The following is a 14,338-nucleotide window of genomic DNA, read 5'->3' on the forward strand; positions in this document are numbered from 1 at the left end:
CGGAACCATCGTGCGAGGTCGGGGCGGCCGTGCCGGCCAAATCGACCGTCACCTGCGACCCGCCATGCTGGAAGCCACGCTTGGCCGCTCCAGCCCATTCGCAAATGGTGGACACGCACTTACTCCCGGAAAGCCATAGTTTACAGATTGATGGCCGCCAACCCAAGGGGCAGACGCCACGTTCCCAAAAAGAAACGCCCCGCTGAGCGGGGCGTTCCGGAGCGCAACCCTTGTCGCAAGGGCGCCTGGCAGGCTGCGGGATCAGCGCTTCTTGCGCGCTTCCTCTTCCTCTTCCTGCTGCGGGGCCGGCTGGCCCTGCGCCTTCATCTGGGCATTGGCCTGGGCCCGGCGCTTGGCCTTTGCATCGGCCTCGGCCTGGGCCTTGTCGGCCTGATCACCCTGTTGCGGGGCCGACTGGCCGGCGTTCTGCGCCACCACCAGCGGCACTGCAACAGCGGCAGCGGCCAGGATCGCAATGGTCAGCAACTTCTTCATGGAGTCCTCCTCGCGGTATGGCTTGGACGTTCTGATCCAACGGAGCGCCGGCGTTCAGATTCCAGCGGCTGCCATTTTACCCCCTCTGCGTCGCCGAGACTGAACCGCAGGCGTGCAAAATCCCGTGCCAGACCCCACACTTGCCCGTCGCTCCAAGCTTTCGAAGACAGATGAACGCCCGTTATAACGCCGCCGATATTGAAGTCCTGTCCGGCCTTGACCCGGTCAAGCGCCGTCCCGGCATGTATACCGACACCGCGCGCCCGAACCACCTGGCGCAGGAAGTGATCGACAACTCGGTGGACGAGGCCCTCGCCGGCCACGCCCGCTCGATCGAGATCACCCTGTACAAGGACGGCAGCGTGGAGGTCAGCGATGACGGCCGCGGCATGCCGGTGGACATCCATCCCGAAGAAAAGATCCCGGGCGTCGAGCTGATCCTCACCCGCCTGCATGCCGGCGGCAAGTTCAGCAACAACAACTACACCTTCTCCGGTGGTCTGCACGGCGTCGGCGTCAGCGTGGTCAACGCGCTGTCGACCCTGGTGGAAGTGCACATCAAGCGCGACGGTGCCGAACACCGCATCACCTTCCGCAATGGCGACCGCGCCACACCGCTGGAAGTAGTTGGCAGCGTCGGCAAGAAGAACACCGGTACCCGCGTGCGCTTCTGGCCGGACCCGAAGTACTTCGATACGCCGAAGTTCGCGGTGCGCGCGCTCAAGCACCTGCTGCGCGCCAAGGCCGTGCTGTGCCCGGGCCTGACCGTGAAGCTGACCGATGAAGCCACCGGTGAAGTCGATACCTGGTACTACGAAGACGGCCTGCGCGATTACCTGAAGCTGGAGCTGGGTGATCGCGAGATGCTGCCGGCCGAGCTGTTCGTCGGCAGCCTGAAGAAGGACACCGAGGTCGTGGACTGGGCAGTGGCCTGGCTGCCGGAAGGCGAGCTGGTGCAGGAAAGCTACGTCAACCTGATCCCCACCGCCCAGCACGGCACCCATGTCAACGGCCTGCGTACCGGCCTGACCGAGGCGCTGCGCGAGTTCTGCGACTTCCGCAACCTGCTGCCGCGTGGCGTCAAGCTGGCCCCGGAAGACGTGTGGGACCGCGTGTCGTTCGTGCTGTCGCTGAAGATGACCGACCCGCAGTTCAGCGGCCAGACCAAGGAACGCCTGTCCTCACGCCAGGCGGCCGGCTTCATCGAAGGTGCCGCCCATGATGCCTTCAGCCTGCTGCTCAACCAGAACGTGGAGCTGGGCGAGAAGATCGCGCAGATCGCCATCGAGCGCGCCAGCGCCCGCCTGAAGACCGAAAAGCTGGTCGTCCGCAAGAAGGTCACCCAGGGCCCGGCCCTGCCCGGCAAGCTGGCCGACTGCATCAGCCAGGACCTGTCGCGCACCGAGCTGTTCCTGGTGGAAGGTGATTCTGCAGGCGGCAGCGCCAAGCAGGCCCGCGACAAGGATTTCCAGGCCATCATGCCGTTGCGCGGCAAGATCCTGAACACCTGGGAGGTTTCCTCCAACAGCGTGCTGGCCTCGGAAGAAGTGCACAACCTGGCGATCGCGATCGGCTGCGACCCGGGCAAGGACGACATCAGCGGCCTGCGCTACGGCAAGGTCATCATCCTGGCCGACGCGGACTCCGACGGCCTGCACATCGCAACACTGCTGACCGCACTGTTCCTCAGGCACTTCCCTGCGCTGGTCGATGCCGGCCACGTGTTCGTGGCCATGCCGCCACTGTTCCGCATCGACGTGGGCAAGCAGGTGTTCTATGCCCTGGACGAGGAAGAAAAGCGCTCGATGCTGGACAAGATCGAACGCGAGAAGATCAAGGGCGCCATCAACGTGACCCGCTTCAAGGGCCTGGGTGAGATGAACCCGCCTCAGCTGCGTGAATCGACCATCCACCCCGATACGCGCCGGCTGGTGCAGCTGACCGTGGACGATCGCGAGCAGACAAGTTCGCTGATGGACATGCTGCTGGCCAAGAAGCGCGCCTCCGACCGCAAGGGCTGGCTGGAGTCGAAGGGCGACCTGGCTTCGCTGGAAGTCTGACTCCCGCAGCCCTCCTGTAGAGCCGAGCCCACGCTCGGCTGCGTTCCGCGCCGTGCCGGGCAGCCGAGCATCGGCTCGGCTCTACAGAGATTCCACCCCCATCGGCAAACCCGGCGGCGCCATAATGCGCGTCCATCCGTGTGGACCAACGTATTGGCCAGCCACTCCCTGCTGTTTCCCGGCCTGCCGCTGCACAGCGCGCGCCTCGTCCTGAGCCCGATCCGCCGCGACGATGCGGCCGCCCTGTTCGCAATCCAGTCCGATCCGGACGTGATGCGGTTCTGGAACCATCCTGCATGGACACGACCGTCCGAGGCACGCGCGCAGATCGACGATGACCTGGCGGCACAGGCCACCGGCACCCAGCTCAAGCTGGCCGTGCGCGAAACGCTGGACGGCCCGTTGCTGGGCATCTGCGTGGTGTTTGCGTTGGACCGCGATGCGGCACGCGCCGAGATCGGCTACCTGCTGGCACCGGATCGCCAGGGCCAGGGCTACATGCACGAGGCCCTGCAGCAGGTACTGGCCTACCTGTTCGGCACCCTCCACCTGCATCGCGTGGAAGCCGAGATCGACCCGCGCAACGCACCCTCCGCGCACGTGCTCGAACGCCTGGGCTTCCGCCGCGAGGGAGTGCTGCGCCAGCGCTGGCGGATCCAGGGGGAACTGGCCGACTCGGCCGTCTATGGCCTGCTGGCCGATGACGAAGCGGCCGCCACCCTGCCCGCTTGACCCAATCTGGCCAGTAGCGGGCTCAACGCACGGCCATGCCTTTGGACACATACGACATGGGCCGCCACCGGCCTAGCATCGGAATCCCCTTCCGCTGCCCACCCGGTGCCATGAAGTCCCTGCTGCACACTGCCGCGCTCTGCGTCGGCCTGCTCATCGCCCCAGCCAGCGTGCTGGCCGCGCCTGATGCCGACGCCAAGCCCGATCCGAAAGACGACAAGACCGAGGCACCTGCGTTGCCCGCAGACGCCTCAGCCCGCCAGAGCATGCGCCTGGCCGGCCGCACCCTGGACTACACCGCCACCGTCGGCACCCTGCCGGTACGCGATGCCAAGGGCAAGGTGATCGCCGATGTGGTGTTCACCGCCTATACGATGCCGGGCAAGGACCGGCCGGTGACCTTCGCGCTCAATGGCGGTCCCGGCGCGTCGTCGGTGTACCTCAACATGGGCGCGATCGGACCCAAGGTGGTGACCTTCGGCTCCGAGGGTGACAGCGCGTCGGCGCCGGCGACCCTGCACGACAACCCCGGCACCTGGCTGGACTTCACCGACCTGGTGTTCATCGATCCGGTCGGCACCGGCTTCAGCCGCGCGCGGATCGGCGACGATGAAGCGAAGAAGGCACTGTACAACCCCAGCGCCGACATCGAATACCTGTCACGCTCGATCTACGACTGGCTGCTGCGCAACCAGCGCATGGCGTCGCGCAAGTACCTGACTGGCGAGAGCTACGGCGGCTATCGCGGCCCGCGCATCACCCACTACCTGCAGACCCGGCTGGGCGTGGCGATGAACGGCTTGGTACTGGTCTCGCCGTACCTGAGCCCGACCCTGGAAGACAACGCCGATGTCTCGCCGATGGCGTGGATGCAGACCCTGCCGTCGATCGCCGCCGCGCACCTGGAGCGCCAGGGCAAACTGACCGATGCAGCGATGCGCGAAGTAGTGGAATACACCCGTGGCGACTACGCCACCGCCCTGATGAAAGGCCGTAGCGATCCGCAGGCAACCGAGGCGATGCTGCGCCGGGTGACCGAACTGACCGGCCTGGAGCCGCAGTTCGTGCGCCGTGCCGGTGGCCGCCTGGAAACGCAGGCCTACCTGCGCGAAGTATTCCGCGACAAGGGCACGCTGGGCAGCCGTTACGATTCCAATGTGACCGCGTTCGATCCGTTCCCGAACGATCCGGAGCAGCGCGCCAACGATCCGCTGCTGGACAGCATCATCGCGCCGACCACCACGGCGATGGTCGACTTCGTGACGCGCGTGGTCGGCTGGAAGGTGGACGCGCGGTACCAGGCGCTGAACTACGACGTGAACCGGCTGTGGGACCGCAATGGCGAGCTGCGCGATGGCGCGGTGACCCAGCTGCGCCAGGCCGTGGCGATCGACCCGCACCTGCAGGTGCTGATCGTGCATGGCTGGAACGACCTGTCGTGCCCGTTCATGGGTTCGATCCTGACCGTGGACCAGATGCCGACGATGGGCAGCAATCCGGACCGGGTGCAGGTGCGCAGTTATCCGGGCGGGCACATGTTCTACAGCCGGGCCGACAGCCAGGCGGCGTTCCGGAATGATGTGAAGGCGCTGTTCGAGCGTAATTGAGGGGTTCGGCCGGGCCTGCGGCCCGGCACCCGCCGGATCAACGGCAACGGCAAGGTCCACGGCAAGATCAACTGCAAAAGCGGGCTTCCTGAGGGCTGGCGAGGTGGGGTGGATATGCAGGACACGCCGTAAACCCGTCCATGGGGGCTCGATGGCGCCATCCATGGCGCCAACGGTCCTGCATATCCACCCCACCCCGCCGCTGACAGGTTCCTGCTGCTGTTGGTGGGTGCCGACCGTTGGTCGGCACGCTTGGATACAGAGGAATGATCTGCCATGAAAAAAGCCCGCCGGTATCCGGCGGGCTTTTTCGTTTACCGGGATCAGATCCTTTTCCCGCAGGGAAAGGGCTCTGATCCCAAGGCCGTTGGCATCAGGTCCAGCCGAACAGTTCGAACAGCTTCAGGATCAGGTACGCACAGCCGCCGGCCGCCGGGATGGTCAGGATCCAGGCCCAGACGATGCGCTCGATCACGCCGAACTTCAGCGAACGCGGGTTCTTGGCGAAGCCGACACCCATGATCGCGGTGGAGATGCTGTGCGTGGTCGAGACCGGCATGCCGAAGTGGGCCGCCAGGGTCAGGATGGTGGCCGAGCTGGTCTCCGCGGCGAAGCCGTGGATCGGGTGCAGCTTGACCATCTTGTGGCCCAGGGTCTTGATGATCTTCCAGCCACCCGAAGCGGTACCGGCCGCCATCACCACCGCGCAGGTCAGCACGATCCACATGGCGATGCCGTCACCGGCGTGCGCGTCCGGGTGCATGAAGGCCAGCCAGGACGGCAGATCGTTCAGTGCGCCGGTGGCTTCGGCACCAATCAGGGTCATCGCGATGATGCCCATGGTCTTCTGCGCGTCGTTGTGGCCGTGGGCGAAGCCCATGTAGGCCGCCGAGGCGATCTGCGCCTTGCCGAAGAAGGCATTGACGATGCGCGGGCGGGCCAGGCGGCCGATGGCGCCACCGACCTTGGCCAGGCCGGCGATCAGCGCCCACAGCAGCACCATCACCACAATGCCGAGCAGGAAGCCGGCGATCGGCGAGGTGATCATCGGCACGAACACCTTCCACAGCAGGCCCTTGTTCTGCGCCCAGCTGCCCAGGCGCTCGGACCAGATCAGGGCATCCCAGTTGTTGTGGGCCGCAGCCAGGCCGGCGCCGCAGAGGCCGCCGATCAGCGCGTGCGAGGACGAGGACGGCAGTCCCTTCCACCAGGTGATCAGGTTCCAGATGATGCCGCCCAGCAGCGCGCACAGGATCACCTGCGGGGTGACTTCCACCACGTTGGTGTTGAGCAGGCCCGAGGCGATGGTCAGCGCCACCGCCGTACCGGTCAGCGCACCGATGAGGTTCATGAAGGCGGCCAGCATCACCGCCCAGCCGGGCGAGAGCACCTTGGTCGCCACTACGGTGGCAATGGAATTGGCAGTGTCGTGGAAGCCGTTGATGAACTCGAAGACGAGCGCGGCCAGGATCACTACCAGGACAAGGGTCAACATGCGGCGGCGTCCGTCAGCTGTTCTTCAACACGATCTGGTACGCCACCACGCCAGCCTCGCGGCAACGGTCGATGGCCTTTTCCAGGATCTCGAAGAATTCCTTCAGCAGGAACATCTGCAGGTTGTCCAGGCGACCGGAGTAGATGTCGCGGTACAGCTCGAGCATCAGGCGGTCGGCCTCGTTCTCCAGCGAGCGCAGCTTCTCGTTCAGCGCGGTCATCCGGTCCAGGTTCATGTGGCGCAGGTCGGCCACCATCTCCACCACCACGCCGGCGGCCTGCTCCAGCATCGCCGCGCGCGGCGCGAAGTCGATGTGCTCCAGGTGGGTCGTGGCCAGCGAATAGCGATCGGCGAACTTCTCGATCTGCTTCGGAATCTTGTACAGGGCCGAACCCAGCGCTTCGATGTCTTCGCGCTCGATGGGGGTCATGAAGCTGTCCACCAGCGCCTGGCTGATCTTGTCCGAGGCCGCGCGTTCGCGCAGGCGGGCCAGCTTGAAGGCGTCCAGCGCGGGCTGGCGGTCGGCCTCGCGCAGCATGGAATGCAGCGCCTTGGCGGCATCGGAAGCCGCGACAGCAGCCTCATCGAGCAGGGTGTAGAACTGTTTGCCGGAACCGAAAATGGTCTGCAGAGAGAACATTGAGAAACCTGTCAGCCGTCGCGGGAAGGACGGCACCAGAGCGAATTATGACGGCTAGATGACCATCACGGGTATCCCCGCGCCCTTTCCGGGCTCTGGGAGCCCCAACCTGAACAGGCGGTTGCCACCCTGCCACGCCCCTTTGCTAAGATGCCAGCGCGCCTTCAGGCGCACCTTATGGACGACGACCCTTATCCCCCTGCGCCGCGCCGGACCCCGTTCCTGAGCGCCTGCCGCCATCGCAAGCACCCGCCCTCCCTGCCACCAACCGGGGACGACGCCCGTGTTTGAAATGATCCTGATTGTCTTCGCGCTGGTTCTGCTGAACGGCTTCTTCGCCATGTCCGAGATGTCGGTCATGACCTCGCGCAAGAGCCGCCTGAAGCAGATGGCCGCCACCTCCAAGCGCGCCGCCAAGGCGCTGGAGCTGTCGGAGAAGCCGGAGAGCTTCCTGTCCACCGTGCAGATCGGCATCACCGTGATCGGCGTACTCACCGGCTACCTCGGTGGTGATGCGATCGGCGACGCGATCGCCGGCTGGCTGCAGGGCCTGATGCCCGGCTTTGCGTACGCGCGCGAAGTAGGCACCGCCCTGGCGGTCTCGCTGATCACCTTCATCACGCTGATCTTCGGCGAACTGGTGCCCAAGCGCCTGGCCCTGACACGTTCCGAGGCCATTGCCGGCCTGGTCGCGATGCCGATGAGCTGGCTGGCCAGGCTCGCCCTGCCCTTCGTCTGGCTCCTGTCCAAGACTACCCAGCTGGTGCTGAAGGTGCTGGGCCTGGGCAAGGACGAGGCCGCGCAGGTGACTGAAGAAGAGATCCGGATGCTGGTGGCCGAGAGCCACGAGGCCGGCGTGATCGACGCCCACGAGCGCGACATGATGAACCGCGTCATGCGCCTGGGCGACCGCACCGCCGACAGCCTGATGACGCCGCGCAACCGCATCGCCTGGCTCGACACCCAGGCCGGGCTGGAGCGCAATCTGGACATCATGGCCGAGCACGAGTTCTCCCGTTACCCGGTGTACCGCGACAACGACATGGACGTGGTCGGCGTGCTGGAGCTGAAATCGCTGGCCACGCGCATGGCGCGCGGCGACAACGCGCTGTTCCAGACCCTGCGCGAACCGCTGTACGTCTCCGAATCGACCCACGCGATGAAGCTGCTGGAGATCTTCCGCGAGGAACAGCAGTCGATGGCGCTGGTGGTGGACGAGTACGGCGAGATCCAGGGCCTGGTGACCATCAGCGACCTGATGGGCGCGGTGGTCGGCCGCCTGCAGGCGGTCGAGAATGCCGACGAGGATGCCCTGGTGGTGACCCGCGAGGACGGCTCGCTGCTGGTGGACGGCTCGCTGCCGATCGAAGACCTGCGCGAGCTGATCGGAAGCAATGACCTGCCCGATGCCGAGGACGGCGATTACTACACGCTGGCCGGCATGTGCATCCACTACTTCGGCCGCATCCCGCACGCAGGCGAGTACTTCGACTGGGCCGGCTGGCGCTTCGAGGTGGTCGACCTGGACGGTGCACGGGTGGACAAGCTGCTGCTGCGCACGTTGTCCGACGAGCAGGCCGATGAGCTCACCGCCTGAGGCCGGCCAGGGCCAGGGCGCTCAGCGCGCGGCCTACCGCAACGAGGGCATCCGCACCCTGCTGGAGATGTTCGCCTCCGGCGATCCCGCCGAGCACATGCCGCTCGGCCAGATCCTCAGCAACCTGCAGCAGAGCGCGTTCGGCGTGTTCCTGTTCGTGGCGATCCTGCCCTCGTTCATCCCGATCCCGGGCATGGGGGGTGCGGTCAGCGGCCCACTGGTGGTCCTGATCGGCCTGCAGATGCTGTGTTGCCTGCGCCGCCCCTGGCTGCCCGGTTTCATTGCCCGACGCGGGCCGAAGCGCGGCACCATGCACCGCTTCCTGGACCGTATCGATCGCCCGTTGCGGCGGCTGGACAGGATGCTGAAGCCACGCCTGCCGCAGCTGCTGACACCGCTGCCCGCACACGCGTTCACTGGCCTGCTGCTGGTGTTGCTGGGCCTGCTGCTGTCGTTGCCGATTCCGTTCACCAACTTCCTGTTCGGCTTCCAGCTGCTGCTGTTCTCGCTGGCGCTGCTGGAACGCGATGGTGCGCTGATGCTGTTCAACTGGATCGCCGCACTGGTGGCGATCGCGTTCTTCGGCTTCAGTTCGGGGCAGCTGGTGGGCTATACAGTGGAGCTGTTCCAGCGCTGGTTCTGAAGCGGCATCCGGTAGAGCCGGCCGCTGGCCGGCTGCCACGTTTCCAGGGTTGCCGGCCAGCGGCCGGCACTACCAATAACGGACATCGGTCATCACCGAAGATCGATGAAGCCGTTGTCGGCCAATTGCCCCGGCTCGTCCTGCACGGCGGACAGCACGAAATTCAACGCTTTGCCCAACAGCGTGCCCGGACCATCCCAATACTCGGCCGAGTCGGCCCGCACGTGGATCAGGCGCAGGTTCGGATCATCCTTGCCACCCGGGAAGAACAGTGTCATCGCCGGTGACCACAGCTCCTCGATCTTCGCGCGGTCATCGACGACGCGGGCACGCCCGGCCACCGAGACATAGGTGTTGTTCGAGGGCGAGGCATACGCCACGTTGACCCGCGGGTCGAGCGCGATCTCGGCCACCTTCGGGCTGTCGGCGGTGATGACGAACCACAGGTCGCCGTCAAAGGCGACCTGCTGGGTGGCCAGCGGCCGACTGTAGAGCCGTCCGTCGACGCCGGTGGTGGTGAACATGGCCACCTCCACATCCTTGATCAGTTCGGCCAGCTGGTTGACGTGTTCGGCACGGGTGTCGGCCATGTGGGAGACTCCATCGGAATGAGCCCCCATCAGACCGGGCACGGCCGCAACAGCCCGTGACGCAATTGTTCAGCCCGCGTGGCGGGCGTGCCAGGCCTGCATGGTCAGTTCGAACGAGCGCAAGCGCGCGCGGTGGTCGTACAGGTTGGCGGTGAGCATCAGCTCGTCGGGCTTGTGCCGTTCGACAAACGCGGCGATGCCCTCCCCGACCTGCTGCGGATCGCCCAGCACGGTGCAGGCCAGCGCCCGCTCCACCCCCAGTTTTTCGTGCGGCTCCCAGAAGGACTCGATGTCGTCGATCGGTGCCGGAATCTTGCCCGGCCGGCCACGACGCAGGTTGACGAAACTCTGCTGCTGGCTGGTGAAAAGGCGGCGCGACTCCGCCTCGCTGTCGCTGGCAACGACGTTCAGGGCCAGCATCGCGTGCGGCTGCTTCAGCGCCGCCGAGGGGCGGAACTCGCGGCGGTAGACAGCAAGGGCTTCGTCCATCGCGTCGGGTGCGAAGTGCGAGGCGAACGCATACGGCAGGCCCATCGACGCGGCCATGCGCGCGCCGAACAGGCTGGAACCGAGGATCCAGGTCGGTACCCGCAGGCCGCCACCTGGAACGGCCTGCACCGCCTGCCCCGGCTGAACCGGCTCGAAGTAGTGCAGCAGCTCGCGCACGTCCTGTGGGAACTGGTCCGCGCTGTCGAAGTAGCGGCGCAATGCACGCGCGGTCGGCTGGTCAGTACCCGGTGCGCGGCCCAGGCCCAGGTCGATCCGGTCCGGATACAGCGAGGCCAGCGTGCCGAACTGCTCGGCCACCTGCAGCGGGGCATGGTTGGGCAGCATGATGCCGCCGGCACCGACCCGGATGCGCCGGGTACCGCCGGCGACATGGCCGATCAGCACGGCGGTGGCCGCACTGGCGATGCCGGGCATGTTGTGGTGTTCGGCCAGCCAATAGCGGCGGTAGCCCAGCGCATCGGCGTGCTGGGCCAGTTCCAGCATGTTGGCAAAGGCGGTGGTGGTGTCACTGCCCTCGCAGACCGGGGCCAGGTCAAGGATCGACAACGGGATCATCAGGCGTTTTTCCGTCACAGGATCCCCCATGCATGGGGACGACCCGGCGCAGCGGCCAGTGCCGGTGGCGGGATGCTGATTCCCGCAGCGCGGGTCCACGACTGGCTGCGCTTGATCCGGTAGAGCCGGCCGCTGGCCGGCAGGCAACGTGGCTGGCAGCCGGCCAGCGGCCGGCTCTACCGGGGAATCGACATCCCGGCTTAGAACGCGCTGGGGCGCGGATCAGGCAACGGCTGGTCGACCATCGGCTTCAGTTCCGCATCCAGCGCAATGCGCTCATCGAACACGAAGCAGCGGCCTTCGTAGCCTTCGCCGCCCACTTCCTCGAAGTAGCCGAGGATGCCACCGTCCAGCTGCAGCACGTTGTCCATGCCGTCGTTGACCATCCACAGCGCCGCCTTCTCGCAGCGGATGCCGCCGGTGCAGAAACTGACCACGGTGCTGTCCTTCAGTGCTTCGCGGTGCGGCGCCAGCGCCTCCGGCAGGTCGGTGAACTTGTGGATGGGCAGCACCAGCGCATCCTTGAAGGTGCCGTACTCCACTTCCTGCAGATTGCGCGTATCGAGCATCACCACCGGCTTGCCGGCATCGTCATGCCCCTGCCGCAGCCAGCGCTGCACGGTGGCCGGATCGACCGCCGGCGCACGCGGATAGTCCAGCGGCTGGCCGTCATCACGGCGGAAGCTGATGATCTCGTCCTTCACCTTGGCCTTCAGCCGGGCGAACGGCTGGTGCTCGCTGAAGCTGGTCTTGACCCGCATATCGGCAAAGCGCGCGTCAGAGCGCAGCGCTGCGTAGAAACCCTCGACCGCCTCTGGCGCACCCGCCAGGAACAGGTTCAGCCCCTCGCCCGCCACCAGGATCGTGCCGCGCAGCTGTGCCGCCTCGGCACGCGCCAGCAGCTGGTCACACAGGGCCTGAGGGGCGTCGATGACGGCGAAATGGTAGGCAGCGGTATTGGCGATCATCCCGCCATTTTAGCGCCTCCCGCCCGCACAGACAGATTCAGGGGTCAGTGCCCTCTGCGCAGCAGAGGGATCCGACCCCAAGCCCGGCAGACACCCGGAATCTGTCAGGGGTGGGGCGGTGTGGGCAGGCGGGGGCGCAGAGCGCCATGGATGGCGCTCTACGAGGCACGCAGGAGCAGCGTTTGCCGTCCCCCGCCTGCCCACACCGCCCCACCCTCCCACTGAAGCCCGGCTTTTGACGTCGACGTTGCGTCTGCGGGTGCCGGGTGCAACCCGGCCGAAACCCCTTACCCCCGCAACAGTACGAACGGCAGCAGCACCAGCGCAGCGGCAGCGGCCATCCCCAGCAGCACCAGCATTACGTACAGCGGCCGCCGCCGGAACAGGCTGCCGAAGGTCTCCGCCGTGCCATCACGCAATGCCTGCTCACGCTCGGCACGGATGCGCGGCCCGCGTTCGGCCTGGTACTCCGCCATCAGCGCCTTCGCACGTGGATGATCGGCGTCCTCGCGCAGCCACAGGCCTCCGTTGGAAATGCCCCAGGGGCTGGGTTCGGTGCGGTACCAGGCGATGCCGTGCTGGTCGAGCAGCGTGCAGACATCGGCGTATTCGTCGTCACCGACATTGCGCAGATTGAGCAGGAGTTTTGCCATGTCCCCATGATACCCGGCGCCGATGCGCTACCCTTGCCGCCCTCGACCTGCGCCCTACCGGAGACGCCCGATGCGCCGCCTGCTGCTTCCCCTGCTGCTGTCCCTCGCCGCCGCTGGCTGCTCGACCGAACCGTCCGGCCCGCCGCCCGGCGGCACCCTGACCGCCTTCGAGCGGATCGATATCGTGCCAGGTGCCGGTGCTGAAGCCGTTCCCGGCAGCAAGGTCACCGTGCACTACACCGGTTGGATCTACGACAACCGTACCGAGACCAAGCACGGCAAGACCTTCGACAGCTCCTTCAAGCACGGCCAACCGTTCACCTTCGCGCTTGGCGCCGGCCAGGTCATCCGCGGCTGGGATGAGGGCGTGGCCGGCATGAAAGTTGGCGGCAAGCGCACGCTGATGATCCCGCCGGACTACGGTTACGGCGACCGCAAGGTCGGCCCGATTCCGGCCGGATCGTCGCTGGTGTTCGACGTCGAGCTGCTCGATGTCAAACCGTGATGCCGCCATGCCCCACCGCGTCGCCGTCATCGGCGGTGGCCCGGCCGGCCTGTTCGCCGCCGAGCGCCTGCGCGCCGCCGGGCTGGACGTCGACCTGTACGAGGCCAAGGGGTCGCCCGGCCGCAAATTCCTGATCGCCGGCAAGGGCGGGCTCAACCTCACCCATTCCGATCCGCGTACGCTGTTCGACAGCCGCTACCGCGAGCAGTCCACGGCCGTGGGCCGCTGGCTGGACGACTTCGATGCGCAGGCGCTGCGCGACTGGGCCGCCGGCCTGGGCGTGGAGACCTATGTGGGCAGCTCCGGCCGCGTGTTCCCGGTCGACCGGAAGGCTGCGCCGCTGCTGCGTGGCTGGGTGCGCCGGCTGAAGGAACAGGGTGTGCGCCTGCATGCCAACCACCGCTGGATCGGCTGGGGTGAGGATGGCGCGCTGCGATTTGAAACCGAAGATGGCGCCGTTGAAGTACATGCCGATGCCACCCTGCTGGCCATGGGCGGCGGCAGCTGGCCGCAGCTGGGCAGTGACGGCGCCTGGGTCGCGCCACTGCAGACCCGTGGCGTGGACATCGCACCACTGCAGTCGGCCAACTGCGGTTTCGACGTGGGTTGGACCCCATTCTTCGCCCAACGCAATGCCGGCGCGCCGTTGAAGCCGGTGGTCGCGCACTGGATCGACCTGGCCGGACAGCCACGGTCGCTGCAGGGCGAATGCGTGGCCAGCGAGTACGGCATCGAAGGCAGCCTGATCTATGCGATTGCGGCGGACCTGCGCGAGACCATCAACCGCGAGGGCCACGCGATGCTGTGGCTGGATCTGGTACCGGGCCGCGACGAGGCGCGCCTGCTTGCCGATCTGTCACGCCCACGCAAGGGCCGCAGCTTCGGCGAGCACCTGCGCCGCCAAGCCGGTCTGGATGCAGTGAAAGCCGCACTGGTGTTCGAGATTCTGGGTAAAGAAGCGGGCAGCGACCTGCCTGCCGTGGCGGCTACGCTCAAGCGCCTGCCGCTGCGCCTGCTGCGTCCCCGGCCGATGGCCGAGGTGATCAGCACCGCCGGCGGCGTGCGCCTGGATGCGCTGGATGATGGCCTGATGCTGCGGGCAGTGCCCGGCGTGTTCTGCGCCGGCGAGATGCTGGACTGGGAAGCGCCGACAGGTGGCTACCTGTTGACCGCGTGCTACGCCAGTGGCCTGCGTGCTGCGGAAGGCGTAATCGGGTGGCTGGCCGGGCGGTGACGCCTGCCTTGTAGCGTCGAGCCATGCTCGACGGCGTTACCTGTAGAGCCGAGC

Annotated in this window: 14 protein-coding genes; 7 read left to right on the forward strand and 7 right to left on the reverse strand. The window is 66.6% G+C overall.

Going from position 1 to position 14,338, the window contains the following annotated elements:
* Window positions 1-261: 261 nt before the first annotated feature.
* Window positions 262-495, reverse strand: a complete 234-nt coding sequence (locus tag G370_RS0100815) for a hypothetical protein (RefSeq protein WP_019658885.1) — start codon at window positions 493-495, stop codon at window positions 262-264.
* Between the two features lie 170 nt (window positions 496-665).
* Here G370_RS0100815 and parE point away from each other — a divergent pair, with 170 nt between their 5' ends.
* The 3 genes from parE to G370_RS0100830 all read left to right on the forward strand — a co-directional run bounded on the left by parE (window position 666) and on the right by G370_RS0100830 (window position 4,894).
* Window positions 666-2,555: a DNA topoisomerase IV subunit B gene (gene parE / locus G370_RS0100820; RefSeq protein ID WP_019658886.1), complete on the forward strand. Its 1,890-nt coding sequence runs from the start codon at window positions 666-668 to the stop codon at window positions 2,553-2,555.
* Window positions 2,556-2,708: 153 nt separating this feature from the next.
* Window positions 2,709-3,287 carry a GNAT family N-acetyltransferase gene (locus G370_RS0100825; RefSeq protein WP_019658887.1) on the forward strand — a complete coding sequence of 193 codons (579 nt, stop codon included), beginning with the start codon at window positions 2,709-2,711 and terminating at the stop codon, window positions 3,285-3,287.
* A gap of 110 nt (window positions 3,288-3,397) precedes the next feature.
* Window positions 3,398-4,894 carry a S10 family peptidase gene (locus G370_RS0100830; RefSeq protein WP_019658888.1) on the forward strand — a complete coding sequence of 499 codons (1,497 nt, stop codon included), beginning with the start codon at window positions 3,398-3,400 and terminating at the stop codon, window positions 4,892-4,894.
* A 373-nt stretch (window positions 4,895-5,267) separates the two neighbouring features.
* Here the strand turns inward: G370_RS0100830 and G370_RS0100835 are convergent, their stop codons facing one another.
* Together G370_RS0100835 and G370_RS0100840 are read right to left on the reverse strand one after the other, a co-directional pair.
* Window positions 5,268-6,389 (reverse strand): inorganic phosphate transporter, encoded by a 1,122-nt coding sequence (locus G370_RS0100835; RefSeq protein ID WP_019658889.1) that lies wholly within the window; start codon window positions 6,387-6,389, stop codon window positions 5,268-5,270.
* A 13-nt stretch (window positions 6,390-6,402) separates the two neighbouring features.
* On the reverse strand, window positions 6,403-7,029 hold the full coding sequence (locus G370_RS0100840; RefSeq protein WP_004152833.1) for a DUF47 domain-containing protein: 627 nt from the start codon (window positions 7,027-7,029) through the stop codon (window positions 6,403-6,405).
* A gap of 292 nt (window positions 7,030-7,321) precedes the next feature.
* Here G370_RS0100840 and G370_RS0100845 point away from each other — a divergent pair, with 292 nt between their 5' ends.
* Entirely contained in the window at window positions 7,322-8,626 is a 1,305-nt protein-coding gene (locus G370_RS0100845) for a hemolysin family protein (RefSeq protein ID WP_005416017.1), read from the forward strand.
* Entirely contained in the window at window positions 8,610-9,269 is a 660-nt protein-coding gene (locus G370_RS0100850) for an exopolysaccharide biosynthesis protein (protein WP_019658891.1), read from the forward strand. The genes G370_RS0100845 and G370_RS0100850 overlap by 17 nt, the downstream gene beginning before the upstream one ends.
* 92 nt (window positions 9,270-9,361) lie before the next feature.
* Here the strand turns inward: G370_RS0100850 and G370_RS0100855 are convergent, their stop codons facing one another.
* The 4 genes from G370_RS0100855 to G370_RS0100870 all read right to left on the reverse strand — a co-directional run bounded on the left by G370_RS0100855 (window position 9,362) and on the right by G370_RS0100870 (window position 12,545).
* Complete coding sequence (locus G370_RS0100855; RefSeq protein WP_019658892.1) at window positions 9,362-9,859, reverse strand: pyridoxamine 5'-phosphate oxidase family protein; 498 nt, start codon at window positions 9,857-9,859, stop codon at window positions 9,362-9,364.
* A gap of 69 nt (window positions 9,860-9,928) precedes the next feature.
* Complete coding sequence (locus tag G370_RS0100860) at window positions 9,929-10,924, reverse strand: LLM class flavin-dependent oxidoreductase (RefSeq protein WP_019658893.1); 996 nt, start codon at window positions 10,922-10,924, stop codon at window positions 9,929-9,931.
* Between the two features lie 200 nt (window positions 10,925-11,124).
* Entirely contained in the window at window positions 11,125-11,892 is a 768-nt protein-coding gene (locus G370_RS0100865; RefSeq protein WP_019658894.1) for a sulfurtransferase, read from the reverse strand.
* A gap of 287 nt (window positions 11,893-12,179) precedes the next feature.
* Window positions 12,180-12,545 (reverse strand): DUF6164 family protein, encoded by a 366-nt coding sequence (locus tag G370_RS0100870; RefSeq protein WP_019658895.1) that lies wholly within the window; start codon window positions 12,543-12,545, stop codon window positions 12,180-12,182.
* A 70-nt stretch (window positions 12,546-12,615) separates the two neighbouring features.
* Here G370_RS0100870 and G370_RS0100875 point away from each other — a divergent pair, with 70 nt between their 5' ends.
* Window positions 12,616-13,050 carry an FKBP-type peptidyl-prolyl cis-trans isomerase gene (locus G370_RS0100875; protein ID WP_019658896.1) on the forward strand — a complete coding sequence of 145 codons (435 nt, stop codon included), beginning with the start codon at window positions 12,616-12,618 and terminating at the stop codon, window positions 13,048-13,050.
* Complete coding sequence (locus G370_RS0100880) at window positions 13,037-14,284, forward strand: TIGR03862 family flavoprotein (RefSeq protein WP_019658897.1); 1,248 nt, start codon at window positions 13,037-13,039, stop codon at window positions 14,282-14,284. The genes G370_RS0100875 and G370_RS0100880 overlap by 14 nt, the downstream gene beginning before the upstream one ends.
* Window positions 14,285-14,338 lie beyond the last annotated feature (54 nt).

This window comes from Stenotrophomonas hibiscicola ATCC 19867, from assembly GCF_000382065.1.
Lineage (GTDB): Bacteria > Pseudomonadota > Gammaproteobacteria > Xanthomonadales > Xanthomonadaceae > Stenotrophomonas > Stenotrophomonas hibiscicola.